This is a genomic window from Ktedonobacteraceae bacterium, assembly GCA_035653615.1.
In the GTDB taxonomy this organism is placed as follows: Bacteria; Chloroflexota; Ktedonobacteria; order Ktedonobacterales; family Ktedonobacteraceae; genus DASRBN01.
The window spans coordinates 1-26,757 of the sequence record DASRBN010000022.1 but is presented as its reverse complement, the minus strand read 5'-3'; the positions used below and the strand labels follow the sequence as shown (position 1 = coordinate 26,757).

The following is a 26,757-nucleotide window of genomic DNA, read 5'->3' as shown; positions in this document are numbered from 1 at the left end:
TGTACCAGGTTTAATTCTGAAGTCTAAACATGCGAGAAAGAAAAGAAGATCATGCAACACGATAGCCAGCAGGAAACATGGAAGCACCTGGCCGGCGTGGAAGCCGCGAAACTCGTCGAAGATGGAATGCTGATCGGCCTGGGGTCAGGCACAACCGCAACGCATATGGTCTATGCGCTTGCGCAGCGTATTGCCGGCGGTTTGCGCATTGCCGGTGCCATTCCCACATCGCAGGCTACAGAACAACTGGCCCGCAGCCTGGGCATCCCGCTAACAGACCTGGATAGACATCCGGTACTTGACCTTGACATCGATGGGGCTGATGAGATCGACGAGCAGTTGAATCTGATAAAAGGTGGGGGCGGCGCGCTACTGCGCGAGAAGATCGTGGCAGCTGCTTCACGACGCTTCGTGGTAATCGCGGACGTCACCAAGCTGGTGAAAAAATTGGGGCTGGCGACCCCTGTACCGGTTGAAGTCATTCCATTCGCGCTAGCCCCGGTCAGCCAGCATATAGAGGCATTAGGAGCCGCAGTACGTGTGAGACAAGCTGGCGAAAGCCTCTATCGCACGGATAACGGCAACCTCATTGTAGACTGTTTCTTTGCCAACGGCCTCGACAATCCATGGGAAATCCACAAGGAAATTTCCGCCATCGTCGGGGTCGTTGAGACAGGATTATTTTTGCATATGGCCGAGCGAGCCATCATCGGCGGCCCGGATGGAGTGAAGCTCATTTCCCTCTAAAATCTCGATTGCTGGCTGCTAGCTTTCTTGACACTCGCTCATCATACTGAGTATACTTGGGAAAATAGTAGCTCCCTTTTCGAGTCCTTTAAGGAGTATCTAACTTGCGCAAGTCTACAAGTATGCCCTCTACAACCGGCACCTGGACGCTCACGACAGAACGCATCGTAGCGGCAGGCGTGCTGGTGGGGATCACTATTATAATGGGCATTGTGCCTGTACTCGGGTTTATCCCGGTGCCTAATCTTACAGCAAGCGCAACCATCGAACACGTACCTACTATCCTGGGCAGCGTGCTGGAAGGCCCGGTTGTGGGCATGGTAACCGGCTTTTTCTTCGGTCTTATCAGCTTCTTACGTTCTCCAATCCCTCTTTTCAAAGACCCGCTGGTGGCATTCGTGCCCCGCATTTTGATCGGCCTCACCTCCTGGCTCACGTATGCAGGATTGAGGCGCGTCAACCGGGATGTAGCAGCATTTGCCGCCGGTATCATCGGCGCGGCAACCAACACGGTATTCGTACTAGCTTTCGGCATCTGGCGGCAAGATGCGCCGTTTGCGGGCGTTCCCGCTCCGGTGATCATCGTCGCAGTGCTGCCACAAGCAATCGCGGAAGCGCTGCTGGCTGCGATTTTAACCGTCATTATCGCACGTGCCGTAGACATCGTCCGGCGCGGGGTTGTACGCGCGCCCGAAAAGAAATCTCGCGATGAATTGCCTTATTAACGATGATTGAAGTCGATAATGTCACGTTCAGCTACAGCAAACGCGGCGAGCAGGATGTACGTGATGCGCTGCGGGCGGTAACTTTGCGCATCGGCGCCGGCGAAACGATAGCTATCATTGGACAGAATGGATCAGGTAAAAGCACGTTGGCCCGGCTGCTGGTGGGACTCTTACAACCAACGAGCGGTTCGATCCTGGTTGACGAAGTGCCGACTACTGCCGGCGGAGAAGCTCTATGGACCATTCACCAGCATGTAGGCATCGTTTTTCAAAATCCAGACGATCAACTGGTGGCAAACACGGTCATTGACGATATCGCCTTCGGGCCGGAAAATCTTGGCCTGCCGCGCTTCGAGATCGAAGAACGCGTGCAAGAGGCAATGGTGTTACTCCAACTGGAACCATACACGCAGATGGCAATCAACGAGCTATCCGTGGGACAGAAACAGCGCGTTGCCATTGCCGGAGTGCTGGCGATGCGCCCTCGTTACCTGCTGCTTGATGAGCCAACGACCATGCTTTCTCGCCATACAGCGCAGCAACTGTTGCGGACCGTGCAGCGTTTAGCGCGCGAACGCGGCATTACCATTCTGCATATTACCCACTTTATGCACGAGATTCCGGCCTTTGAGCGCGTGATCGTGATGGACGCGGGACGCGTTTTGATGGACGATACACCGGCCAATGTCTTCGCGCGCGGAGACGAGCTGCGGGCAGTGGGCCTGGATGTCCCGGCGGTCACTCGTCTAGGGAGATATTTGAAGACCCATGGATGGGGCAAACTGCCAGACGTTGTTCTGACCGCTGAACAGCTGAAGGATGCAATGTTATCGCAAGAAGCCGGGTCACCCGGCATCAGACCGACCACAAGCAATGCGAGCCCGACCCCAACCACAATGTTTTCCCCTACACTACAAGGCGATAACACGCGACGCGACAACGTTTCAGCGAGGCCGCTTATTGAACTAAGGGACGTGCGCTACACGCATTTACGCGGTACGCCTTTCGCGGTTGAAGCATTAAAAGGCGTCTCGCTTTCCATAGCTGAAGGCCAGCTGGTGGCACTGGTAGGGCCAACAAAGGCGGGGAAATCGACAGTCGTGGACCTGCTGGCGGGCCTGATTAAACCGGCGGCAGGCAGCTTGATCTACGAGGGAACTGAGGTGAGTACTCCCACGATGATTGAGCGCCTGCGGTCGAATGTGGGCGTAGTGTTTCAATCGCCCGAATCGCAGATTTTCGAGGATACGGTCGGCAAGGATGTCTCCTTTGGGCCGCGGCTCAAAAAAGTTCCGCTGGCCGAGTCGCGCCGCCTGGTCCGCGAATCGCTGGAGGCAGTTGGACTCTCCTACGAGGATTTTCGCACGCGCTATACCTATGCTCTGAGCGGAGGCGAAAAACGCCGCGTCGCAATCGCGGGCGTGCTGGCGCTGCAGCCTCGCATAATTGTATTTGATGAACCCTCAGCAGGACTTGATCCGCGTGGAAGACGAGAGCTGCTGGAATTTTTGAGGAGACTGAAGCAAGATCATAACCTGACGATTGTGTACACGTCCAGCAGCCTGGAAGATGTCATAGGGCTGGCAGATATATTTTACATCATCGACGAGGGACGTATCATCTTGAGCGGAACCGCGCGCGAGATACTCGCCCGCGGCAGCGAACTGGCGATCCGCGATATCGCGCTCCCTGAACCCGCTCATATCGCTCTCACCTTACAAGAGGTGATACCGACCTTGCCGGTGGATGTATTACGACTGGAAGATTTAGAGGCAGCGATAGGGTATCCGGCAGGCTCAAGGGAGGGCCTGGCCCCGGCAAGGGGTGCTACTACATCTCCACCAGAGGTACAGGCAGATGATTGAGCTTTCCAGAAACATTACCTTCGGGCAATTCGTCAATAATGGCTCAAGCCTGACGCGTATGGACCCGCGCATCAAGCTTATGTCCGCGATCTTGCTGATTGCCCTGGTATCCTACGTTGGCACTTACGCAGCTTTTGCGGTCTGCCTGTTCGGTTGCCTGGCAGTGCAATGGGCTTCACAGCTGCCTGGCAGTTATATCTGGCGCACCTTCCGGCCCATTGTGATCCTTTTGCTATTCATTTTCGTGTTTCAGGTGCTGCTTTACTCCTCGCCCACTCAGTACACCACCTTGATCTGGCATTGGGGCATTTTTTCAATCTCGCAGGAGGGCATTTTACATAGCGCATCAGCTATTGTGCGCGCCCTCTTCCTCTATTACCTGACCGCTCTGCTACTCTTCACCACCTCGTTAGTTGATCTTACCGATGGCATGGAGGCGCTGCTTTCACCGCTACAAAGGCTGGGGTTGCCCGTGAATGCTTTCATTATGGTACTCGTCATTGCCTTTAAGTTTGTCCCCATCCTGGTAGGGGAAGTGGAGCGCCTGACGAAGGCGCAGGCCGCGCGGGGAGTGCGATTTGATTCGGGCAATTTCATCCGGCGGGCCATGAAAATCGGCCCATTACTGATTCCTCTTTTCCTGAGTGGCTTGCGGCGTTCGGAACTGCTGGCAATGGCAATGGAGGCGCGCTGCTACAGTGGAGGGCGCCGGGGATGGAGACGCAGCAAGCGCCGCCAGCTCCATATTGAACGCTTCGATGTGCTGGCGCTCATCTTCGTCATAGCCTTCTGCGCCGTGGCCGTCGTTGTCAATATCTTCGCACCATTTTAGATTTAACTGGTTTCTATCGGCCATCTCGCATTCTTTTCTCATAGCGAGAGCATATGGGGTACAATGAGCGTATTGTATTCATAGCGGGCTGTGCCTGGAGAGTCCAGAGAACACAGTGGCGTCTTTTGCGGTAATCAAGTTCTCAATGGCACAATGGCCGTCTGGTTCTTGATGCAACTAAATGGTCATGAAAGCCGTCATCTATACTAGTCTATAAATTGTTGGGGTTCGACCCTACCTTATTTCATTCATTAAGAGAGGCTCAGGACTATGCAAATAATAAACCATTGGCCTCATCGTAGGATGTTTTTCCGTTGCGCCGGATTTTGCGCCCTTTTCGCACTATTCGTTAGCTTTTTTCTTCTGCCTGCGCCCGCACTGGCGCAATCAAGAGATACCAGGGCCGGTTTTAGCGCGGCAGATGGGCCGACACTCTCGGTGAACGCCGGTTTTAACACGCGCTACCGGAGCGGAAACTGGATTCCGGTTCAGATAGCACTCAGCAATAATGGTGCTGACTTTACGGGCACTATTTCAATCGCTTCGCCTGATGCGCAGAACTATTATGGTAACCCTGGCTCTCAATCCACCTACCAGATACCGATTACATTACCGAATGGCTCCCAGAAGCAGGTCACGATCTATCTCCCCATCTATAGCAGCGCGACGGGACTTACTGTTCGTTTGCTGGATAGCAATGGCAATACGGTTCGCACGCAAAATAGTGTCCTACAACCGCTTAATCAGGGCGATGTCTTTGTCGGCATTCTTTCCGATACGAACACGGGCTTTGGCCCGCTCAGCGCATATACCCCTTTCAATAACAGTACGCTGCTGATCACTGATTTTCTGAACGCCAGCACATTCCCTGATAAGGCAACGGTGCTGAAGAACTTCGATCTTATCATCCTGGACAATTTCACGACGAGTACGCTGAGTGCAAAACAACTGGAAGCATTACAGGCATGGGTAAACGGCGGCGGCGCATTGATTGTCGCAGGCGGCCCTGAATGGCAGCGCACATTAGCCGGGCTTCCGAGCAATTTGCTGCCCGTAAGCGTCAGCGGCGCAACGACATTACGAACGGGTACGAGACTGCTTCCGGTGGGTAGTCCTTCAAAGCAGGCGCCGGATGGAACGATTCAGCAGCCGATAACGATCAGTACAGGCAAGGTAACTGCCTCTGGAGAAACAATCCTGGCACAGGGTAATACTCCATTGATTGCGCAAGGAAATTACGGTGAAGGCACCGTCTGCTACGTTGCTTTCGATCCTACCTTGCAACCTGTGGTAGGATGGGCAGGGGCGAGCGATTTGTGGAAAGGCTTGCTGCTGCGCACCCTGGGCGATTCTCTGCTGGCGAACACCAGCGCTGGAGGTGTCTCTTTCCAGGGACAAACGAACCCCTTTACAAATCTCCTACAATCATTGGTACCCAATTCCTTGCCATCGCCGTGGGTACTGGCTATTCTGCTGATTGGCTATATCCTCATCCTGGGGCCGGTGCGCTTGATCATTGTGCGCTGGCGTAAAAAGAGAGATTGGAGCTGGCGTATCGTTTTGAGCAGCGTCGTCGTCTTCTCAGTTCTCACCTACGGACTGGCCCTGCAGCAGAAGGGAACGTCGATTGTAAGCAATCGCATTACCATCGTGCAATTGAGCCAGGGTGGATCGGTCAGCCATGTAACAACCTATCTGGGTATCTTCGTGCCAAACCAGGGCGATTATCACATCCACTTCACCGGCGATGGCCTGGTGCAGCCCTCATCTGACCAGTATTACCAATCCGGCAACACGAATTCAGGACCAAACACCGTTATCGCCCCATCCCAGGATGGGACGGATGTCAATTTGCAGGGGGTAGATATCTGGACGCTCCGCTCCCTGGTTTCTGACCAGGATAGCCAGGTTACCGGGGGCATTGTCTCTCACCTGACGCTGAAAAATGGTACCCTCACCGGCACAGTCACCAATACCCTGCCAACGGCGTTAAGCGATGTCTACGTGCTGATGCCCAATAGTTATGTAAATATAGGCGATCTGGCGGCGGGTGAGACAAAGCTCGTCAACCTGCCACTCAACACGGCGACGAATCCAGGCATGCTCCTGGCCGCTCAAATCGCAGCTGCTAACGGCATGCCCTATGGCTATGTTGGAAACTCGCAACTGCAGACAGAGAAGCAACGCCATATTGCCATCTTATCCGCGTTGGATGGTATTTATACCGGCTACTATTGCGGCGGCGGCAGTCCGTGCCCTGTCACGATTTATAAACGCGGCGTAATCATTGGGCCTGGAGGGGGCACATTCATCTATTCCGGCGGTCCGATTTCTTCTGTGTCGAACGGCGACCCGCTGTTGATCGCCGGGGCACCGGCAACGTTAATCGGCTGGACGAACTCCCAACCGCCCGGATTGAACAACAATTCAGATATCACGGTCAATGGCGCCAGCACATCGGGCGTGAACGAAACGATGATCCAGGCCCCGCTGGACGTGCAATATTCCGGCACACTGAACCTGCCCTCAAGCCTGCTGAATGGGCAGATCGTTGACGTTGAGGGCAGCAATGTGCAATCGCCCGTACCTGGTTTCTACACGCTGACGCAGGGGACTGTCACATTTGAATTCATCCTGCCTGATGCCGCGCACCTGCAGTCTGAAAATTTGATCTTGACCGAACCCAACAATGTGACGCAGGTAGCAAATCCAACCGGATCGGGGCCATTGACCGACGGCAGCCAGCAGGCCTTGTTATACAATTGGCAGACGCATGCCTGGGACCAGATTACGTTTATAGCGCAAACCTTTTCACCTGCAAATACGGCGCCATATGTTGGCCCGGGTGGACGGGTGCTGGTACAATTTGGTAATCAGAACGCGTCATCGAATACAATAGTCTTCGGCAAGCCGGCACTGAATTTGCAGGGGGTGGTCGGACAATGATCAAAGTCGAACATGTACAGAAACGCTATCGCAACGTCGATGCGCTGCGCGACCTGAGCATGGTGATCCCAGACGGCTCGATTTATGGGCTGATCGGTCCGAACGGAGCGGGCAAGACGACGCTTCTGCGTATCCTGGCCGCATTGATCCCCCCTACACAGGGTGAGGTCTGGTTTGGCGACGAGGAGATCAGCAAGGCGCCTTCCGTCATCCAGCGCAAGGTTGGCTATATGCCAGATTTCTTTGGTGTCTATCCCGATCTCACTTCAGTCGAATACCTTGAATTCTACGCTGGCATTCATGGCGTGCCACGCGCGCAACGTACCCGCGTCATCAACGATCTGCTGGAGCTGGTTGACCTGACATCGAAGCGTGAGGCGCTTGTCGAGACGCTCTCACGCGGCATGAAGCAGCGGCTGTGCCTGGCGCGGGCGCTTGTACACGATCCAGAAGTATTATTGTTGGATGAGCCGGCTTCGGGCCTCGATCCTCGCGCCCGCGTGGAACTGCGCGAATTGCTGCGCACCCTGCAAGGAATGGGCAAGACCATTGTGATTAGCTCGCATATTCTGCTGGAGATGGCCGAGATGTGCAGCGACGTCGCCATTATCCAGGGCGGCAAGCTCGTACTAGCGGGAAATATGGACGAGGTTTCCCAGCGCCTGGGCAAGGGCCGTCGACTTGAAATTCGCGTACTGGAACGCGCCGGTGATGCTGTTCAGATGCTGAAAGAGTTACCGGAAATCAGCAATGTAGAACACGAAAACGGCGATCTGATCCTGGCGGAATTTTCTGGCGATGATCGAGGGCTGCATAAAATTCTGGCACACCTGATTACCCAGGAGATACCCGTTGTCTCCTTCGCCCCACGCAGCAGTGGTGGCGTATTAGAAGAAGTATTCATGAGTATTACAGAAGGGAGTCTCCCTTCATGACATTCGCGGCATTACTTACAAAAGAACTGCGTTTGCGCCTGCGTCGCGAGCGCTCGGTATGGGTCATTATCATCTACCTGGTCGTGATGGGGCTGTTAGGCTTTGGTTTTCTTGCCCAGGCCAGCGCGTTCAACGGCAACCAGAATTACCTGCTGAGCCAGATAGGGGCGCAGTTGTATAACCTGCTGGCGATTGTGCAGCTCTTTCTGGTTGTGTTCATCGCACCGGCATTCACATCAACCAGCATTAACGGTGAGAAGGAGCGGCAGACATTTGACATGCTGGTATGTTCGCGGCTCTCCTCTTTCTCATTGCTGGCGGGCAAGCTGGTGGCAGGCCTGGCGAGTACATTTCTGCTGATCGCGGCCTCGCTACCATTATTTAGCCTGGTCTTTTTCTTCGGTGGAGTCGCACCCTCGCAGGTACTCAATGCTGTTGTCGTTTTCGTATTTACAGCGATACCTATCGGGGCGTTTGGCCTGTTTTGCTCGACGATTGTGCGCCGGCCCACGGTATCAACGGCAATAACGTATATGGGCTGCGTCCTCTGGATGTTGGGACCCTGGGTAGCGCTTTTGTTACTGCGAGGGCCATCCTTCCTTGGGCTTGGCTCAGGTACAACGCCACACCTGCTGGGCTGGAATCCAATCGCGGCACTTGTGAGCGCCCTTCCCGGCGGGAGCGTCATCGGTACATACCAGATAGGCAGTCATAGTTACCCACTGTGGGCTGTCTACAGCGTGTTGAGCATTGTGATGACGTTTGTCTTCTTTGTGCTGGGTATGTGGTTCGTCAAGCCTAATCCGGTTGGCCGGCTGAAATTTGTGCTTAACAATACGAGATGGTTCACCACCCCTCATATTGAAGAGGACCAGAGCGAAGAAGACAGCGATGAAGATGAGAAAGAAGATGTAGCACCAGTATAGTTGAAGGCGAGTCATCAGGATAGGGAATGATTCTCTGTAGGGCCGACCCTGCTGGTCGCCCGCCGGAAGTCATTCTGGAAAGGTTTCACGATCATGGCGACTATCGCGCCATCGCGCATAGCAAAAGTGCTGGCTGGAGCCTCTGAACCGGCCAGTAGCGAGCAATTAATAGCGGCCTTGCGTCCCTGGCGCAGGAAGTTGACCATCCAGCAAGTGCTGGGATGGGGTAGAACAGGTCTCGTTACCGGCCTGATCCTGGCATCAATATTGCTGCTAGTCTCGCGCCTTGTTCCCTGGGCAAGCGCTCTTTATTGGGCGATTGGAGCCGGCTCAACCTGCCTGTTGTGCGCGCTGGCGCTGGCCTTATGGTTGCGTCCCTCGCTGGCCGGTACAGCTCGCATCGTGGATAGGCGCCTGGCATTGCATGACCGCCTGAGTACCGCCTGGGAATTTCAACACCAGGAGTCTACACTGGCTATTCTGCAACGCCGTGATGCCCTGACGCAATTAGGCAAGCAGGCACCTGCGCGATCAATCTCTCTACGCCCGCGCCGTTCTTTCCTGATTATCGCCGCCATTGTGATCATTGCGTTTGTCCTGTTGCTGACGCTGCCCAATCCAATGACCGCCATTCTCCAGCAACAGGCGGCATTCCAGGCGCGCATCAACAAGCAAATCGCGGCCATCGAGCGGTTGCGCAACGCAATTGACCATCAAACCACGACCTCTCCAGAAGAGCGCAAGATGATCGATCAGATACTGAAGAACCTGGAAGCTCAGCTGACCAACGCAAAGAATGAAGCCCAGGCACAACAGGCGCTTGCTCAGGCGCAGGCAAAACTATCACAACTGAGCAATCCACAGAACGGCAATAAAATACAGGCCAACGCCGCCGCCAGTTCCGCGCTACAAAGTAGTTCAAATGCTGCCTTGCAAGCCCTGGGGCAGGCGCTTGCTAATGGCGATAGTAAGGCGCTTGCCTCGGCGCTCAAAAATCTGGCTTCGCAAATCAGTAAGTTATCACCGGCGCAGCGGGCCCAACTCGCGCAACAACTTGAGCAGGCCGCGGGGCAGGCATCACAAGATCCAACTCTGAGTTCCGCTCTGCATGACCTGGCCAAGGCAGTCGCCTCTGGCAATGCGAGCGATATAAATGCTGCCACACAAGAGGTTGCGAACGCGGCTTCCCAAACTGCCAGCGCTACTGCCAACCAGGGCAGTATCGATCAGGCCACCCAGGGCTTGCAGCAGGCCCAAAATACGCTTGCACAGGCCGGTGATGGTAGTAATCCAGGCCAGGCGCAGCAAGGTCAGGGGCAACAGGGGCAGGGGCAGCAAGGGCAAGGCCAGGGGCAGGGCCAGGGGCAAGGGCAGCAAGGCCAGGGACAGGGCCAGGGACAGGGGCAACAAGGCCAGGGACAGGGCGGACAGGGACATGGAGGCAGCGGCGGTGGAAATAACAACGGGAATAAGCCGGGAAATGGCGAGCAGGTATACGTTCCTGGGCAGGTTGGTTCGGGCAGCAGTTCGCAAACTAATGGCGGCAATAACGGTATAGTGCAGCCTGGGCAATCCATCCCATACTCACAGGTGATCCAGGAATATAATACTATGGCTCACGACGCCATTGATAACAGCGATATACCGCTCGATCTCAAAGACCTCGTTCACGGCTATTTCGATACCTTAGAAGGACAACATTGATCATATGGCAAAGAAAAGTGAAAATACGTCGTCCGTAGGGAAACAACTCGTCACGTCCAAAGAAGCCATTGATGACGATGCAATAAATCATGCCTCTTCTGAAGCGGTGTCAACAGAACCAGGCGTTGAAGACATCACCGCGTTTGTAGAAACCGCGCAAAAATTGGAGCAAGAACTGACCTCTATCGTTGTAGGGCAGGAGCGGGTGATTCGCGAACTGCTTTTAGCCCTGCTCGCTGGCGGTCATGTACTGCTGGAAGGCGTACCAGGACTCGGTAAAACGTTGCTCGTGCGCACGCTGGCCGACGCGCTGTCGTTGAAATTCGCGCGTATCCAGTTCACGCCCGACCTGATGCCGGCTGATATTGTAGGCACAACGATTGTGACCGAGCAGGTTGATGACACCATGCCATCGGGAAGCAAGCGCGTCTTCAGCTTCCAGCCAGGCCCGATCTTCGCCAACATTGTGCTGGCCGACGAGGTGAACCGCGCAACGCCTAAGACGCAATCGGCACTGCTCGAGGGCATGCAGGAGCGCACAGTCAGTGTTGGCGATACGACGCGGCCTTTGCCCAGGCCATTTTTTGTGCTTGCGACGCAGAATCCGCTGGAGATGGAGGGCACCTACCCCCTACCTGAAGCGCAGCTCGACCGTTTCCTACTTAAAATCCTGGTCAACTTTCCCAATGCACAAGATCTGATGCGCATCATCGATACCACGGTGGGTACGCAGACGCTGCATGCCAGCGAGGTAGCGACTGGCGAACAGCTGGCACATATGATCGAGGTGGCGCGAGCCGTCCCGGTCGCAATGCACATCAAGGAATACGCGGTGCGCCTGCTGCTGGCGACCCATCCAGATAACGAAGATGCGCCCGAAAAAGTGCGTAATTTCGTGCGCTATGGGGCCAGCCCTCGCGGTCTGCAGGCCATGATTCTGGCGGCTAAGGTGCGCGCGCTGCTGGAGGGCCGTTTTAACGTCTCCCAGGAAGACGTGCAGGAGGTAGCATTTCCCGCGCTGCGCCATCGCATTATTTTGAATTTTGACGGCCTCGCCGATGGGATCACGCCGGAGGATTTGATTAAGGCGATTGTGGAGGAAATATAATAGAGATTCTTCGCTTCGCTCAGAATGACATGGCTCCAGATAGGCCCAGGTGCCTGTCATTCTGAGTGGAACGAAGAGTGACATGGCTCTGGATAGGCCCAGGTGCCTGTCATTCTGAGTGGAACGAAGAAGACATGGCTCCAGACAGGCCCAGGTGCCTGTCATTCTGAGTGAAGCGAAGAATCTTATCAAGAGGAGTCACCTGCAATGCCCAATGAAAACGCTCCGGCCCGTTTCCCATTAGATGCCGAGATATTGCAGCGACTGGATAACCTGGCACTTATGACACGCAAGTCGATGGCGACCGGAAGACCAGGTCGCAGGCGCTCACCGGTGGCAGGATCATCGATGGAGTTCGCCGACTACCGGCGTTATGCTCCTGGGGATGATTTCCGGCGCATTGATTGGCGGGCCTACGCGCGGCTCGAGCGCCTATTCCTGCGCATCTTTGAGGCGGAAGAAAATCTGACAATTACGGTGTTGATCGACTGCTCCGATTCAATGCAGTATGGAACCCCGGCTAAATCTACGCTAGCTACGAGGCTGGCAGCCGCGCTATGCTATGTGGCGTTGAAGTGCGAGGATAGCGTCATTCTGGGAGCATTGACGAACCGCATGGCAGCACAGAGACGCGTTGGCAGTGGCAAACATGCCATCTGGACGGTCGGCGAATTTCTACAACGGCTGCCACATGGCGGGGAGACCGATTTGAACAGGGCACTCTACGATCTGGGACGCGTGGCAACCGGTCCCGGACTGACGATTGTCATTTCAGATTTTCTGGCCCCAGGAGGGTACGCGACCGGATTGCGAGCGGTAAGGCAGCTGCGCCAGGAGGTCGCGCTGTTGCAAATACTGGCGCCGGATGAGCTTGAACCTGATTTGCAGGGCGATTGGCGATTGAAAGACAGCGAGGGCGCGGGGAGCATCGAGGTTAGCGCTTCGTCAGCGGTTTTACAAGCCTACCGGCAGCGCCTGGCGCAATTTACGCAGGAACTGGCCTCGTTCGCCCATGCACAGGCGATGACGTATACGATGATCCCTAGCGATACGGCAGTGATTGATATTGTACAACGATTATTACGACAGGTCGAGTTGGTGAAATGACATTATTGGTTCCGGCGGCATTGGCCTTCGGCATTATCATACCAATCATACTGTTGCTCTACTTTATGCGGCCCAAACGGCAGGAGCGGGTCGTCAGCAGTACGCTGTTATGGCAGCAGGCTTTGCAGGATTTGCAAGCAAGCCGCCCGTGGCAGCGTTTGCGCATTACGCCACTGTTGCTGTTGCAGTTGCTGGCGGCAAGCGTGGTTGTGCTGGTGCTGGCACGTCCCGCGACCTTTTTCAGCAGTCCCATCAGCGGCAATACTATTATCATCTTACAGGCCTCGGCGAGCATGCAGGCCACCGATGTAGCTCCAAGTAGATTTGAGGAGGCGAAGAGCGAGATCAGCGATCTGATCGCGGGCATTGGCCCCAATGATCGCGTTTCTCTGATTACCATGGCACGCACGCCGCAGGTGTTGATTGCGAATTCACAGGATAAGGGACAGCTGGATGCGGCCCTGCAACGAGCGAAGGTAACAAACCAGGATGCCGACATTGAGCAGGCGCTTTCGCTGGCAACGGCGCTGGCGGCCGGGCGCCCGAACACGCAGATTTTAGTGGTTGGCGATGGGCATGTCCTGTCGCCCGACCAGGCATTGGCGCTGCCGGTTCCCGTGCGTTACTTGAAAATCGGTACTGATGCCGGTAATGTCGCGTTGATCGCCCTGGCTTCGCGTAACCTGGATGGTAATTTAACGGCGCTGGCGCAGGTCGCCAATTATAGTCATTCACAGCGCTCGATACCGGTCGAGCTATATGCCGATGGCAAACTGATTGGCGTGCAAAACATTGAACTGGCGCCAGGAGCAAGCGGTTCCTTGCAATGGGGGCCATTGCCCGCGACGACCCATTTCCTGCACGCGAAGCTGGATGTGCAGGACCCGATGACGGTCGATCACGATGCGTGGGCCATTGCAGGCAGTTCGTTACACGGCAAAGTATTGCTGGTAACGAAAGGCAATAGCTTCCTTGAAGCGGCCCTGCGCCTGCAATCGAATATCGATCTGTATGAGACGACCCCGGCCAAATACGTCAATACGGGTGGGTTTGATTTGACGGTATTCGACGGATTTGTACCACCGGCATTGCCGCCCGGGGGATTGTTCTTCGTAAATCCCCCGGCAGGTTCGTATATCTTTGGTAAAGCGGGGCAGGACATCAGCGTGAGCCAAATTAGCGCCGGTAATGATAGCGCCGATTTGCTGCAAGATGTCGATTTGAGCAGCATTCATGTGTTGCGTGCTAGCCACCCACTTACTCCGGCAGCATGGGCACAGCCGGTGATTACTACTCCCCAGACGCCGCTGCTGATCGCCGGCATCACGAATAACCGGCGCGTGGCGGCGTTGGGTTTCGATCTGCATGATAGTGATTTTCCGCTGCAGCCCAGTTTCCCTATCCTGATCTACAACATGGTCAACTGGTTTCTACCACAGCCGGTGGCGGGAGATGGACAGGTTTCACCGGGCACACCGGTGACGATTGCGACCTGGCCGGGAGCAAGTTCGGTGACGATTACCGCGCCGGGTCAAAAGCCGGTTACGGTTGCGCCCCCATTTCCGGCGACGGCTTTCGCGCGGACGGATGCTACCGGCATCTACCTGGTGGCTCAGCAGGTGCAGGGTCAGGTACGGGATGGCGCCTTTGCCGTGAATTTGTTCGACCCTTCGCAATCGCGCCTGGCACCGGCAAACGCGCTGCCCATTATACATAGCAGCAGTTTCACAACGGATGGCAGCGCTGTGCCACGTGTGTTACGTGAAATCTGGCCCTGGATTGCGGCATTTTTCTTGCTGGTCCTGTGCGCCGAATGGTGGCTCTTTAGCCGGGGTTATGCGCGTAAGGCGGCTAGCGGAACAGGGCAAAGTGTAGGATATCTATCACGCTATAACGGGCAGGGACAGTTAATCAGGCATACAGGACTCTTCGGCGGAATACAGGATGCAGTAGAGGCGCAGTATAGAGAGACGAGGCGTCGTATTGTTAAAACAGTCAAGCAGGTGAGGCGTAATGGCATTCGATTGCGGTCAAGATAAGGGATTCTTCGCTGTGCTCAGAATGACATGCCGGGCGGCAAGGGTACGCCCTGGTTGCTCGCCAGATAGCGAAATCAGATAAAGGGAACGATGATGCTGACCTTTGAACAGCCCTGGCTGTTGTTGCTACTACTACCGATAGGAATACTGGTATTTCTCACGTGGCGCAATATGTCGCTGCCGTTCCCTCGCCGGCAGCAGATTTTGATTCTAGTCTGCCGGCTAGCATTGTTCGTGCTGGTGATCAGCGCGCTGGCGGGTGCGGCGTTCTCAATGCCAGTATCGCGGCAGGCGGTAGTATTTGTCGGCGACATTTCCGATAGTACGACCTCGCAACGCGCTTTTATCGAGCAATGGATCACCAATGCGCTGCAACATAAAAGTACTGACGACCAGGTTGGCATCGTGGCGGTGGGTCGTAATGCGCTGGTAGAACAATCGGTAGGCTCACAGGTAGATTTCTCGCACTTTGAGTCTACGCCCGATACCAATTTCACCGATCTGGCCGCTGGCTTGCGGCTGGCGGCGGCCATTTTGCCGACGGATAGTATGCGCCGCATCGTGCTTTTGACGGATGGGCAGCAGAACCTGGGAGACGCCCTGCAGGAAGCGCAATTATTGCAGCAGGAGGGTATCCGGCTCGATATCGTTCCCCTACCAACCTCTACTGGCTCTGAGGCGCGCATCAATGGTCTTAATGCGCCCGGCGAGTTGCAGGTAAATGAACGCTTTCTATTACATGTGAACCTCTTCAGCACCGTTGCCCAGCACGCAACGCTGCGCCTGTATCTTGATCAAACCTTGCTAACGACGGAGACCATTGATATGGTTGCCGGTCAGCAGGAGGTCAGCTTCAGTTTATCGGCCCCGCCGCCGGGTTTCCATACATTTCGTGTAACGCTGGCTGCCCCCCTGGATACGATTCCACAAAATAATGTGGCCTCGACTTTTGTAAACGTGCAGGGGCCGCCGCGTGTGCTGGTGATCGAGGGACAACCCGGCGAGGGACACAATATCGTGGCTGCGCTGCAGGCGACAAAGATTAATGTGACGCTGGGTACGCCTAACGATGTGCCGGTGACACTGGATGGGCTGGCAGGTTACAGCGCAGTTGTGCTGGCAGATGTGCCCGCTGTCGAATTGGGAACAGCGCGCATGCAGGTGCTGCAGGCATTTGTGCGCGACCTTGGCCGCGGGCTGGTGGTGAGTGGCGGCGAGAATAGCTATGGCGTGGGAGGCTACGCGGGTACGCCGCTTGAGGAGACGCTGCCGGTGAGCATGGAGATACCGCAACACAAAGATACGCCGAGCATCGCCGTGGTGCTGATCGTTGAAAGCCTGGAGAATGACGCCGAGATCAATATTTCGAAAGTGGCCGCGAAAGGCGTGATTAGCCTGTTGACTCCGCGCGACCAGGTGGGAGTCTCAGACGCATATGGCAGCTTAGTTGTGCCGATGCAGCATGTGACGAACCCGGCGGCCATTGATAAAACCATCGATGCCATGAGCCCAGATGATCCGCCAAGCTACATGCCCGACCTGACGAACGCGGAACAGGTTCTGCTGCACACAAATGCTAAAATCAAGCATGTGATCCTGCTGGGCGATGGCGATGCCTACGATAACTACTTCGCGCAAGTGACGAAGATGGCAAAAGAGGGTATTACGGTTTCGACGGTAGAGACGAACGCATCCTCTTTCGCTGACTTCAATACCATGCAGCAGATCGCGGCATGGGGTAAGGGGCGTTTTTATCGCGCCGATAATCCGGCTACCATTCCACAGATTTTGCTCAAGGAGACGCAGCAGGCGGCGCGACGCGCAATCGTCCAGGAGCCCTTCCTTCCGGCCATCGTGGGAGCGAATCCCATTCTGACAGGATTGGGCAATCTTCCCATGCTGAACGGTTATGTCGCAACGACGCCTAAACCGGCGGCGCAACTGGTGTTGATCAGCGACCAGGATGACCCCGTGCTGGCAGCATGGCAATACGGCCTGGGACGCGTGGTAGCCTGGACAAGCGACGCGCTCGGCCAGTGGACGGCAAACTGGTTGAGATGGAACAATGCCGCACGCTGGTGGGCGAATCTGGTGACATGGACGCTACCTTCGGCGCAAAGCGCATTAGATGTGAATACGCAGGTAGTGGGTGGCACGGGCCAGATAACAGTGGACTTGCCATCCGGTAGCACAGCAGGGACGGGAGGCAATGCGCAGGTATCGGCAACCATTATCAATCCCGACCTCTCAAAATCAACGGTGACATTACAGCCAGCGGCGCCTCTGCGATGGCAGGGCAATTTTCCGGCTGAACAGGTCGGAGCTTACCTGTTGCAGGTCACCTGGAAATCCCAGGGTGGAAGCCAGCTGGCAAGCACCACGGGGTTAGTAGTTCCCTACTCACCAGAGTACCTGAATACAGGGACAAATCGGGCATTCCTGGCGCAGCTGGCCGCGGCTGATGGAGGCAATCTGCTAGGACCAACAGATTACACAGCTGCGTTCGCGAATAATTTGCAGCCGGTCTCAGCTGCCGTGCCAATTGTCTTCTGGCTGCTGGCGCTGGCGGCCTTACTCCTGCCGGTAGATATCGCCTTACGTCGCCTTTCCAGCCTGGAATTCCTGGTGATAAGCTGGCAATGGTTGATTGCCCATCTAAGCCTGCATCGCTCAAGGCTGGCACTACAGGACGTTTCAGAAACAGCAGGAAACGCGCTGCTGGGGACGATACGCACAAGTCGCCAGGAGCGCCAGAATCGTGCCACGAGTTTCAAGCCGCAATCTCCACCCATTCAGGTGAAACAACAGATGAGCAATATTCCGCGGCAATCACAGTCAAAACCGGCTATTGAGAAAACACCGAAAAGCCCGGTTAAAACTGAGACATCGGAAGAACAACAGGACACGCCGGTCGCAAGCAAGCTGTTAGAGGCAAAACGCCAGCGCGAACAGGCGAAGACGAAGAAAACGGAATAAATGAGCATGGAACAATTTCCTACAACTGATTCTAAGAAACGCTTTCCATCCTGGAGGGTGTGGCTTAAAACCAGTCGTCCCTTTTCATTGACGGCCTCGGTGAGTCCTGTGCTGGTGGGAACGGCGGTGGCCGCTTACGAGGGAGTATTCCATATCGTGCCGTTCCTGCTGGCGTTGTTCGCATCGCTGTTCCTGCAAATTGGAACGAACTATTTTAACGAATATTTTGACTACAGCTATGGGCTTGACCATCCAGGCTCGCTGGGATCAATGACGGTGATCTTCCGCAATGAGATGACGGAGAAGCAGGTGCAGGCCGGAGGTGTCACCTGTTTTGTTCTCGCCGCGCTATTGGGCCTGGGATTGGCCTTGCTGGTAGGGCCATTGATCCTCTTATTCGGGCTGGTAGGCATAGTGATAGCCTACTTCTACAGTGCCCGGCCGCTCAAATTCGCCAGCCGTGGTCTTGGCGATATTCTGGTGTATATAGCGATGGGCTTCTTGATGACCTGGGGCGCGTATTACGTACAGATTCCGCAGTGGTCATGGCGAGCGTTTGCGGCAAGCGTGCCGGTAGGTTTTCTGGTGACGGCCATACTCAACATGAACAACATGCGCGACTATGCGGATGACCTGGCAGTGCAGAAACGCACGCTGCCGGTACGCTTTGGTCAGCGCTTCGGGCAAATCTTCCACGCAGTACTGTTGATTGGCTGCTATGTCGCCGTAACGATTTTTGCCTTAACCGGCATCCTACCACTTTTTAGCCTGCTGGTCTGGATTACATTTCCCCTGGCATTCTCCAATGTACGCTCGGTACTCACTGCAACGGAACGTAGAGCTTTTATTACCGGTATTAAGCGAACGGCCATGTTGCACTTCCAGTTTGGGGCCGTGTTCGCGCTGGCAATAGTGCTCGCAATAATACACTTACCCTAGACTTCAAGAATGATGGACATTGCATGGGTAAAGTAGCCATGCAGTGATGAACGAATACCATTACTTTGCCCATTGACGCGGCTGGGGACCGATGGTATGGTTGATTTAACCTCAGATGTGTATAACCGGCTAGCAGAGGGAAATCGAGTATGAGTAGCAATGGGCCCTCAATGATGCAGTACCGGGCGGCAGCTATCCATTATGAACCCACCCCGGGCGAGAAAGACAAGAATGTAGTCGGCCTGCTTCGCCCTGTTGAGAAGGAGCCATCGTTATGAGATTATCCAACAAAGTAGTCATCATTACCGGTTCGGCCAGTGGCATGGGCAAGGCAGCCGCGGAACTCTTCGCGCGCGAAGGCGCGGGCGTTGTGGTGACGGATATCAGCGCGGAAATGGGCGAGTCAACCGTCAGGGGCATACGCGACGCCGGCGGCACGGCCATTTTCGTGCGGGCGAACGTAGCAGTTGAAGATGAGGTGAAGCATATGGTCAGCACGGCTATCGATGAATTTGGCCGTGTGGATGTACTCTATAACAACGCGGGTATTATGCCGGAAGATGATGGCAGCGTGACTGACCTCAGTGAAGCCACATGGGACCGGATTCTGGATGTGAACCTCAAAAGCGCATTCCTGTGTTCCAAGTACGTTATTCCCCATATGATGAAGCAGGAAAAGGGGTCAATCATCAATATTGCCTCGTTTGTTGCATTCATGGGCTGTACGGTGCCACAGGATGCTTATACCGCATCCAAGGGGGGTCTGCTTTCACTGACGAAGTCTTTCGCTGTTCAATATGGGCGCTACGGAATTCGTTGCAATGCCATCTGTCCCGGCCCTATCGAGACTCCCCTGCTGCGCACGCTCTGGACAAGTGAAGAGGCACGCAACCTGCGCCTGAACCGTATTCCCCTGGGACGTTTTGGCGAGCCCAACGATATCATCTACATGGCACTGTACCTGGCCTCGGATGAGTCATCCTGGACGACAGGGGCCTGGTTGATTATCGATGGCGGGATCTCGTCGAATTACTTTTAGTGGCAACATGAAAAAGTCTCTCTCTCATGTCATTCTGAGCGCAGCGAAGAATCCCTCGTGAGCCAGATCGCGCCGTGGTTCCTCTGGATTCTTCGCTGCGCTCAGAATGACATGTCCAGGACACTTTTTCATCGTAAATAATCAATGACACGTCCAGGATACTTTTTCATCATAAATAATCAAGGCTCGGTAAACGTCTTGCGGGCCAAAAACTGGCCCCCGCCCTTGCCACCAACGTACTGGCCATCCCGCACAATTAGCCTGCCACGCAGCAGCACCGTATCGGGTACGCCCTGCACATGCATGCCTTCGTAGGGATTGTAATCGACACGCTGGTGCTGGTTTTTGACGCTGATGGTCAGCGTTTTTTCGGGGTCGAAGATCAGCAGGTCGGCATCACTGCCGGGAGCAATCGTACCCTTGCGCGGGAAAAGGCCGAAGAGTTTGGCGGGCATGGTCGAAACCAGGTCAACGAAGTGTTGCAAATTGAGTTTCCCCTCGCGCACACCCTGGTAGAGCAACATGACGCGATGCTCTACCCCCGGCAGACCATTGGGTATCTTCGTGAAATCGTGCAGACCAAGTTCTTTTTGACCATGAAAGTTGAATGGAGCGTGATCTGTTGAAACAACCGAGAGTTCGCGACGCTGCAGGCCCAGCCAGAGCGCCTCATTATCGGCAAGACTGCGCATGGGCGGCGTGCAAACATACTTCGCGCCCTCAAAACCGGGGGCTGCATAACAGCTATCATTGAGAAAGAGATATTGCGGGCATGTCTCACCCCAGACCGGCAAGCCTTTTTCCCGCGCGGCAGCCACGGCACGCAAGGAGTGCGCGCAACTGACATGTACCACGTAAAGAGGCGATTCCGCCAGTGTTGCCAGCGTTATGGCGCGCTGGGCAGCCTCACCCTCCAGAATGCCGGGTCGGGTCAGCGCATGATATACCGGCGCGGTATGACCTGCCGCAACAGCCTCCCTGACTATCAGATCAATCACGATACCGTTCTCCGCGTGTACCATCACTAACCCGCCCAGCCGGGCTGAACGGCGCAATACGCGATAGATCGTCTCGTCATCGACCATGAAAGTGTTTGGATAAGCCATCAGCAGCTTAAAGGTAGTCAGGCCAGCCGCAACCATCTCATCCATTGCTTCTTCAGGGGCAGCAGCGAGATCGGTAATTGTCATGTGAAAGCCATAATCGATCACAGCTTTGCCATCAGCTTTGTGATGCCAGGCTTCAAGGGCTTCGGCCAGGCTATGCCCGCGCTGCTGGTTGGCGAAATCGAGGATAGTGGTGGTGCCACCACAGGCGGCGGCGATAGTGCCGGTCTCGAAGTCATCGCTTGCGACCGTCGTGGGAAGCGGCAGCTCCATATGCGTATGCACATCGATAGCGCCGGGAAATACATACTTGCCCTGCGCATCAAGCACTGTATCAGTTTGCAGGGCCGAGAAAGTCCCCGGCGAAGCTACTGCCGTGATTTGCTCGTCATCGATGAGGATATCACCTTGAAAATCACCGGTTGCAGTGACGATATGACCATTGGTGATAAGCGTGCGCATATGTTAAGCTCCTTACTATCGATAAAATGGGCGACCACAACCACCGCCCCTACGAAGACGGATATATCTTTAGATTACTATACACCACCTCGGTTGGAGTACCAGAGCCTGACGCGAGGAAGGCAACTCCGCCAGCTGATGAATAGGTTGAATCGGTCAATGTGACGAGAAACACACCGTTCACATAGAAAGACAGGCTGTTTCCTTTCGCAATCACCTGCAAGGTATTTGTGACCGCATTACCTTGCTTGATAGCCGATGAAGCCGTCCAATCCTGCAAGGTGGTAATGTTGAGCGAATAATTCGAAGAGCGGGAAATCTTGTACCTGCCGGTGCTGTCTATCTCGAACAGGTAGCCGGAATAACTGCCGAAGAAATTGGTGTTCACGCGGAAAAAGAGGCCACCGGAATGCCCGCTGAGAATACGCATATTGACGGTGATGGCGACATTCTGGTATGTATTCGCGGCTTCCTTGCAGCCCTGCAATCCACCCCCCGATATGGCGTGATAGCCATCAGACTGGAAGACGCATGAACTACTCTGATCCCAATCGGCGGCTACAGTAGCGGGATTGTTGGCATTATTCAATGCATCCGAGTAACCCGGCTTGCCGGATGTTGCCGTCACGATGACTCCGGCAGTGGCAGTAGCCTGCGCCCGCGCGGTCGCGGTAACAGCAGCAATGGCCGTCGCGGTGGCATTGGCACGCGCGGTAGCAGTAGCAGCAGCGGCCGCCAGGGCCGTAGCCGTCAGGTTCGGCGTCGGAGAAGGCCTGGATGTTGGCGAATTCGCTGCCGATGTCGAGGTTTGCCCGGCATTATTAATGCTATTGCCATTTCCACTATCACCACGCGGAACCAGCGCGTAGACCAGGGGAACGAGCAACGCTATCAGCACCACCAGGGCCAGCAATGCGACCAGCGGAGAACGCCGGCGTTGAGGCGGCTCGTCTGCTGGAAACGCGGGCAAGTCTTCCATTGCCTTCTGTGAAGGCGAGTTCGCGCTACGTGCCGGCGCGCTCCTTCGATAACCCTCCGTCGCGTCGTTCAATGGAGAAGGCCTTCCTCTTGCAGGACTGGCGCCTGCAACAGGCAAAGAGTTCTGCCAGGAAGGATTAGCCATAGCCGGCGGTAAAACCAATCTATCCGCGTCAATAGTAGAGACATTATTGTCTTCCTGGCTGCTGCTATTGCTGCTCAGGGCCACAGCCTGGTAAAATGCATCCGCCAATTCACCGGCGCTGGCATAACGCTGTTCAGGGTCTTTTTCTAATGCTCTTAGCATGACCCACTCGACCTGCGGTGAGACATGTGGAGCGAGCAGGCGTGGTGACGGCGGAGGCATGTTCATGTGCATCGAGACGACAGCAATCTGATTTTCTGAGGTGAAAGGAAGTTGACCTGTTACCATCTCGTAGAGCAATACGCCGAGTGAATACAGGTCACTGCGGACATCCGATTTGCGGTTCGGCTTAAATAATTCTGGCGCGATATAATCGACGGTTCCAAGCACATTGCCCGTGGTGGTAAGTTGCGTGGCGTCTGTTACGATGTGCGCAATGCCAAGATCGGTCAGATAGCATTTGCCGGCGGCATCGAGCAGTACGTTGGAGGCCTTGATATCACGGTGGATAATGCCCCTGGCGTGTATATAATCAAGCGCACTGGCTATATCCTGCAAGCAGGTACAGGTCTCATCGAGAGTCAGCGGCGAACGCCGGATGCGCGTGCGTAATGTGCCGCCCTCCATGAACGGCATGACGATATAGTAGCGGGTGAAACCGTCTATCTCGCACTCGCCCATATCATAAACAGGTACGAGGTGCGGATTATTTAACGATGCCATCAAGCGTGCTTCGCGCATGAAGCGGAGCAGCATGCTTTCCTCTTCACGCTTGAAGACCTTGATGGCCACCCTCCGTTGAAAATGTTCATCATATGCCTCGTAGACATCAGCCATACCACCTCTACCAACCATCCTTCGCAGTTGGTAGCGATTCAGGGTTCTGCCTTCGAGTGCCGCCATTACAAGTTCTCCAGTTATCAGACTCAAGCCAAATGGGCCACGTGTGCCACACTATATTAAACGGATTGACCCCGTTTCAGTTACTTACAGCACCGGCCATTTAGGCGTAATTTCGATACCGGCCCGCTTATAGAGAGCGCCAGCATGCTGCTGCGCCTGCTCCATCACTTCCTCCTCATCCATGGTCAGCAACTGGCCCTGCTCGACGACAATCTGGCCATCGACGACAACGGTATCAACTTCCCCGCCGGTCGCAGCATAGACCAGCGTTGAAATTGGATTGGGCGAAGGCGTCGTATGCAGCCGGTTAAGGTCGATTACCACCAGGTCGGCCTTTTTGCCAACTTCCAACGAACCAATCTCCAGCTCCAGGCCCAGCGCCTTCGCGCCATTGATGGTGGCCATTTCCAGCACGGTCTCCGCGGGAACAATCAAGGGATCATTTGTGACGGCCTTATGAATAATCGCCGCCAGCTTCATCTCGCGAATCATATCATAATCATTGTTGCTGGGGCCGCCATCACAGCCCAGCGCGACATTGACGCCGCCGGCAAGCATCTGCGGCACCTTGCAGATGCCGGACGCCAGTTTGCTATTGGACGAGGGATTGTGAGAAACATGAGTGCCTGTTTCCGCGAGCTTCTCAATATCGGCCTGCGTCAGCCAGACCATATGAACCAGGACAGTTCTCGGACCGAGTAGTCCGACGCTCTCGGCAAAATAGACCGGCGAGAGGCCATATTCTTCCTGCAAGAAGATTTTATCGGCCTCGACCTCGGCCAGGTGCATGGTAATGCCCATATTGCGCTGGCGAGCATAATCGCTCATCTCACGATAGAGTTCGGGAGTGACACCGCCCGGAGTGCGCGGGCCAAACCAGACATGAATGCGATCATTGGCCGCACCCTCCCACTTGCTATGCATATCAAGCACGCCGAACAGGCTCGTCTCACGGCTCTCGATCATGCCGGGATACATCGAGTTGCTTTGTGTCGCGTATGTGCCGATATCCATGACGATTCCGGCAAGGCACGCGCGAATGCCGCTCTCCTCGACGGCCCGCGCAATGCCATCGAACCCATAGCGATGAGCCAGCATCGATTCGAGGAATGTAGTCGTGCCGGACTTCAACATCTCGGCAATGCACAATCGCGCGCTCACATATCCATCGTCATGCGTGAAATTGCCCTGCAACACCCACACGCGCTCGCACAGCCATTGTATCAGCGCCATATCATCGGCACAGCCACGAATCAACGCCTGCGCAAGATGAACATGCGTATCAATAAGGCCAGGAATGATGAGCTTCCCTTTCACATCGATCACTTCTTCGTCCCGATATTGAGACGACAGCGCATCAGTTTTGCCGATGGCCGCGATACGATTACCGTTTACGGCAATAGCGCCATCTGTAATGATGTCTCGCATAGGGTTCATGGTGACGATGGTAGCATTGGTGAAAAGCATGCTGGATAGTCTCCTTTTGTCGTTGATGGAAACATTGCTTACATTGGCATTATAGAGCATTATATCACTATAAGTTCCACATGTTATAGCAGAGTTTGCGAGAGTTCCGATGAAACTCATTCCGCCCTATTTGGCTACTGCCATTTGTTATTGAGGCATTTTAAGCAATATCTTTCGTATTATTATAAAATAATACGAATGACATTTTTAAACGCCCAAATACTCGTTACTAAGCGGAAAAGTGATAACAAAAGGATGAATAGATCAAAGTACTTGTGGCAATTGATTAACTCTACTTATTTGAATGGACATATACTCTCATTAAAATTAGAACGAGATATATGAAAATGTCCCACATTGGAAACTATTGAGGTATATTATGTAGCCTGATCTTTCTCTTTCAGGGGAGGATCCTAGCTGATGAGATATAGCTTCCAGAAATGTCTACTCATCAGTTTCGCTCAACTCAATTAACTCGTATGATTTGCGATGTACGCCGATATTATGCTCTACTAGCAGAGCGACTAATTCATCGCCGTTCATTAATGCCACCGGAACTGCATTCAGACGCCGGGCCTCTTCAATTGCACCGGAGGAGAAGTCACTTGTAGTAATGATCAGCCCCTGATCGTGTGTTCCCAAACTACCTCGCACTTGCTACACTACTGGTGCCTGCACATTGCCTTTCCAGCGTTTCGCCTGCACAGCCATATTGATACGAATTACATCTCCGACAACCAGGGTTCCACGCACATCAATACCGCCATCATTGCTATAGTTTGTAACGATAACATTCTCAAAGCCCAAAGCGACCAATAGCTGACTCACTAGCTCCTCAAATTCCTTCGGTGGCATTTTAAGAAGGCGATCATGAATTTTCTTACGAGCGTCTTGATTGTGGCGTTCTATCTGAGACGCCAGGCCAACCGCCTCACTTGGTTGCCAGCGAGATAGTCCTACCAATCCCCCTCTATATATGACAAAACGGGATACGATTCCCTTACGGGTCTGACGACGAATTTCGGATAGAATTTGTGAATAGAGTGTTGCTTCTGGAGTCAGACCTTTTGTTTTGATAAGATTTAGTTTAAGAGCCTTTTTAGTTATCTCTCGATAATGCATCGGCTTACTATTGCTAAACTGACTCAGTACTTGCTCAGCAGCTTCAGTAAAAGAAAACAGCTTTGTAGCAGAAACATCAAAGGTTGTCGATTGTGTGTCATCTTATTATTTGACTCGCTTGATTCAAGAAACTCAGGCAATCTCCAATTACGCAAGGCAAACACGCCCTTATCTGTACGCTGGAAAAGAGAATGTTCTCCCTTGCGCTTAATATCTTTTGCGATCTCGGCATTGACGGTTGCATCAGGCGTCTTACCCCGTGTCTGCCACAGCTTACTATCAATCATACGCCGGGTAATCTCCTTGTAGTGGAGAGGCATCCCTACTTCTTCAAGGACTTTTTCAGCAGCTTGTAACACATTCATTGTGTACTTCTCATAGTAATCTTGAAAAGGACCACATACACATAAACCTGAGTATCAATATACCAGATACGAGACAATTTGAAAATAATCCCGGTCATTAGAAAGCATATCCGGGACTTTAAGTTGGATCCATAGATCGGAATCCTAGGCTATTCGGTGTCTTGTACCTTTAAAGAAAACTTGTAACTACTCAGGTGTCCTAGAGATTTGCCAAAGAGTTCAACATCCTGTAGAGTAAGGGCATGACGCCAGAAGAAGAACTGCTTCAGCTTCGACAAGAGAATAAAGACTTGCATGAGCGACTGGCCCAACGAGATGAAC

The 26,757-nt window shown here is 54.2% G+C and carries 19 protein-coding genes and 1 pseudogene; 15 read left to right on the top strand and 5 right to left on the bottom strand.

The features are described from left to right. The first annotated feature begins 51 nt into the window (after positions 1 to 51). The 15 genes from rpiA (at position 52) to VFA09_11765 (ending at position 19,888) form a co-directional block, all read left to right on the top strand. Positions 52 to 747: a ribose-5-phosphate isomerase RpiA gene (gene rpiA / locus VFA09_11835; GenBank protein HZU67957.1), complete on the top strand. Its 696-nt coding sequence runs from the start codon at positions 52 to 54 to the stop codon at positions 745 to 747. A 104-nt stretch (positions 748 to 851) separates the two neighbouring features. Then, positions 852 to 1,472 carry an ECF transporter S component gene (locus VFA09_11830; GenBank protein HZU67956.1) on the top strand — a complete coding sequence of 207 codons (621 nt, stop codon included), beginning with the start codon at positions 852 to 854 and terminating at the stop codon, positions 1,470 to 1,472. Positions 1,473 to 1,474: 2 nt separating this feature from the next. After that, positions 1,475 to 3,337 (top strand): energy-coupling factor transporter ATPase, encoded by a 1,863-nt coding sequence (locus VFA09_11825; protein HZU67955.1) that lies wholly within the window; start codon positions 1,475 to 1,477, stop codon positions 3,335 to 3,337. Further along, on the top strand, positions 3,330 to 4,169 hold the full coding sequence (locus VFA09_11820) for an energy-coupling factor transporter transmembrane component T (protein HZU67954.1): 840 nt from the start codon (positions 3,330 to 3,332) through the stop codon (positions 4,167 to 4,169). Before VFA09_11825 ends, VFA09_11820 begins: the two co-directional genes overlap by 8 nt. A 270-nt stretch (positions 4,170 to 4,439) precedes the next feature. After that, positions 4,440 to 7,115 carry a hypothetical protein gene (locus VFA09_11815; protein ID HZU67953.1) on the top strand — a complete coding sequence of 892 codons (2,676 nt, stop codon included), beginning with the start codon at positions 4,440 to 4,442 and terminating at the stop codon, positions 7,113 to 7,115. Then, positions 7,112 to 8,050, top strand: a complete 939-nt coding sequence (locus tag VFA09_11810; GenBank protein ID HZU67952.1) for an ABC transporter ATP-binding protein — start codon at positions 7,112 to 7,114, stop codon at positions 8,048 to 8,050. Before VFA09_11815 ends, VFA09_11810 begins: the two co-directional genes overlap by 4 nt. Further along, on the top strand, positions 8,047 to 8,976 hold the full coding sequence (locus VFA09_11805; GenBank protein ID HZU67951.1) for an ABC transporter permease subunit: 930 nt from the start codon (positions 8,047 to 8,049) through the stop codon (positions 8,974 to 8,976). The genes VFA09_11810 and VFA09_11805 overlap by 4 nt, the downstream gene beginning before the upstream one ends. A gap of 93 nt (positions 8,977 to 9,069) precedes the next feature. Further along, positions 9,070 to 10,680, top strand: coding sequence for a hypothetical protein (locus tag VFA09_11800; GenBank protein ID HZU67950.1), 1,611 nt, complete (start codon positions 9,070 to 9,072; stop codon positions 10,678 to 10,680). 4 nt (positions 10,681 to 10,684) lie between these two features. Next, a complete protein-coding gene (locus tag VFA09_11795) occupies positions 10,685 to 11,788 on the top strand; it encodes a MoxR family ATPase (protein HZU67949.1) in 1,104 nt (367 codons plus the stop codon). 207 nt (positions 11,789 to 11,995) lie between these two features. Further along, a complete protein-coding gene (locus VFA09_11790; GenBank protein HZU67948.1) occupies positions 11,996 to 12,895 on the top strand; it encodes a DUF58 domain-containing protein in 900 nt (299 codons plus the stop codon). Next, entirely contained in the window at positions 12,892 to 14,934 is a 2,043-nt protein-coding gene (locus VFA09_11785) for a BatA and WFA domain-containing protein (protein ID HZU67947.1), read from the top strand. The genes VFA09_11790 and VFA09_11785 overlap by 4 nt, the downstream gene beginning before the upstream one ends. Before the next feature lie 90 nt (positions 14,935 to 15,024). Next, the gene (locus VFA09_11780) at positions 15,025 to 17,910 is read left to right on the top strand and encodes a glutamine amidotransferase (protein HZU67946.1); all 2,886 of its coding nucleotides are present in this window, start codon (positions 15,025 to 15,027) and stop codon (positions 17,908 to 17,910) included. A 6-nt stretch (positions 17,911 to 17,916) separates the two neighbouring features. Beyond that, positions 17,917 to 18,849, top strand: coding sequence for a 1,4-dihydroxy-2-naphthoate octaprenyltransferase (gene menA / locus VFA09_11775; GenBank protein ID HZU67945.1), 933 nt, complete (start codon positions 17,917 to 17,919; stop codon positions 18,847 to 18,849). Between the two features lie 149 nt (positions 18,850 to 18,998). Beyond that, a complete protein-coding gene (locus tag VFA09_11770; GenBank protein HZU67944.1) occupies positions 18,999 to 19,127 on the top strand; it encodes a hypothetical protein in 129 nt (42 codons plus the stop codon). Beyond that, the gene (locus VFA09_11765; GenBank protein ID HZU67943.1) at positions 19,124 to 19,888 is read left to right on the top strand and encodes a glucose 1-dehydrogenase; all 765 of its coding nucleotides are present in this window, start codon (positions 19,124 to 19,126) and stop codon (positions 19,886 to 19,888) included. The genes VFA09_11770 and VFA09_11765 overlap by 4 nt, the downstream gene beginning before the upstream one ends. A gap of 179 nt (positions 19,889 to 20,067) precedes the next feature. Here VFA09_11765 and hydA read toward each other — a convergent pair whose 3' ends face one another. The 5 genes and pseudogenes from hydA to VFA09_11740 all read right to left on the bottom strand — a co-directional run bounded on the left by hydA (position 20,068) and on the right by VFA09_11740 (position 26,436). Further along, complete coding sequence (hydA, locus tag VFA09_11760; protein ID HZU67942.1) at positions 20,068 to 21,456, bottom strand: dihydropyrimidinase; 1,389 nt, start codon at positions 21,454 to 21,456, stop codon at positions 20,068 to 20,070. A 49-nt stretch (positions 21,457 to 21,505) separates the two neighbouring features. Continuing rightward, positions 21,506 to 23,482 carry a protein kinase gene (locus VFA09_11755; protein HZU67941.1) on the bottom strand — a complete coding sequence of 659 codons (1,977 nt, stop codon included), beginning with the start codon at positions 23,480 to 23,482 and terminating at the stop codon, positions 21,506 to 21,508. An 84-nt stretch (positions 23,483 to 23,566) separates the two neighbouring features. Next, positions 23,567 to 24,949, bottom strand: coding sequence for an amidohydrolase (locus tag VFA09_11750; GenBank protein ID HZU67940.1), 1,383 nt, complete (start codon positions 24,947 to 24,949; stop codon positions 23,567 to 23,569). Positions 24,950 to 25,393: 444 nt separating this feature from the next. Then, positions 25,394 to 26,071 (bottom strand): annotated as a pseudogene (locus VFA09_11745) (restriction endonuclease). 23 nt (positions 26,072 to 26,094) lie between these two features. Next, positions 26,095 to 26,436 (bottom strand): winged helix-turn-helix domain-containing protein, encoded by a 342-nt coding sequence (locus tag VFA09_11740; protein HZU67939.1) that lies wholly within the window; start codon positions 26,434 to 26,436, stop codon positions 26,095 to 26,097. Positions 26,437 to 26,757: the final 321 nt, after the last annotated feature.

Excerpts from the sequence above, each read along its gene's own strand:
- rpiA (HZU67957.1), top strand. The coding sequence starts at position 52 with ATGCAACACGATAGCCAGCAGGAAACATGGAAGCACCTGGCCGGCGTG.
- VFA09_11825 (HZU67955.1), top strand. The coding sequence starts at position 1,475 with ATGATTGAAGTCGATAATGTCACGTTCAGCTACAGCAAACGCGGCGAG.
- VFA09_11820 (HZU67954.1), top strand. The coding sequence starts at position 3,330 with ATGATTGAGCTTTCCAGAAACATTACCTTCGGGCAATTCGTCAATAAT.
- VFA09_11815 (HZU67953.1), top strand. The coding sequence starts at position 4,440 with ATGCAAATAATAAACCATTGGCCTCATCGTAGGATGTTTTTCCGTTGC.
- VFA09_11810 (HZU67952.1), top strand. The coding sequence starts at position 7,112 with ATGATCAAAGTCGAACATGTACAGAAACGCTATCGCAACGTCGATGCG.
- VFA09_11805 (HZU67951.1), top strand. The coding sequence starts at position 8,047 with ATGACATTCGCGGCATTACTTACAAAAGAACTGCGTTTGCGCCTGCGT.
- VFA09_11800 (HZU67950.1), top strand. The coding sequence starts at position 9,070 with ATGGCGACTATCGCGCCATCGCGCATAGCAAAAGTGCTGGCTGGAGCC.
- VFA09_11795 (HZU67949.1), top strand. The coding sequence starts at position 10,685 with ATGGCAAAGAAAAGTGAAAATACGTCGTCCGTAGGGAAACAACTCGTC.
- VFA09_11790 (HZU67948.1), top strand. The coding sequence starts at position 11,996 with ATGCCCAATGAAAACGCTCCGGCCCGTTTCCCATTAGATGCCGAGATA.
- VFA09_11785 (HZU67947.1), top strand. The coding sequence starts at position 12,892 with ATGACATTATTGGTTCCGGCGGCATTGGCCTTCGGCATTATCATACCA.
- VFA09_11780 (HZU67946.1), top strand. The coding sequence starts at position 15,025 with ATGATGCTGACCTTTGAACAGCCCTGGCTGTTGTTGCTACTACTACCG.
- menA (HZU67945.1), top strand. The coding sequence starts at position 17,917 with ATGGAACAATTTCCTACAACTGATTCTAAGAAACGCTTTCCATCCTGG.
- VFA09_11770 (HZU67944.1), top strand. The coding sequence starts at position 18,999 with ATGAGTAGCAATGGGCCCTCAATGATGCAGTACCGGGCGGCAGCTATC.
- VFA09_11765 (HZU67943.1), top strand. The coding sequence starts at position 19,124 with ATGAGATTATCCAACAAAGTAGTCATCATTACCGGTTCGGCCAGTGGC.
- hydA (HZU67942.1), bottom strand. The coding sequence starts at position 21,456 with ATGCGCACGCTTATCACCAATGGTCATATCGTCACTGCAACCGGTGAT.
- VFA09_11755 (HZU67941.1), bottom strand. The coding sequence starts at position 23,482 with ATGGCGGCACTCGAAGGCAGAACCCTGAATCGCTACCAACTGCGAAGG.
- VFA09_11750 (HZU67940.1), bottom strand. The coding sequence starts at position 24,949 with ATGCTTTTCACCAATGCTACCATCGTCACCATGAACCCTATGCGAGAC.
- VFA09_11740 (HZU67939.1), bottom strand. The coding sequence starts at position 26,436 with ATGAATGTGTTACAAGCTGCTGAAAAAGTCCTTGAAGAAGTAGGGATG.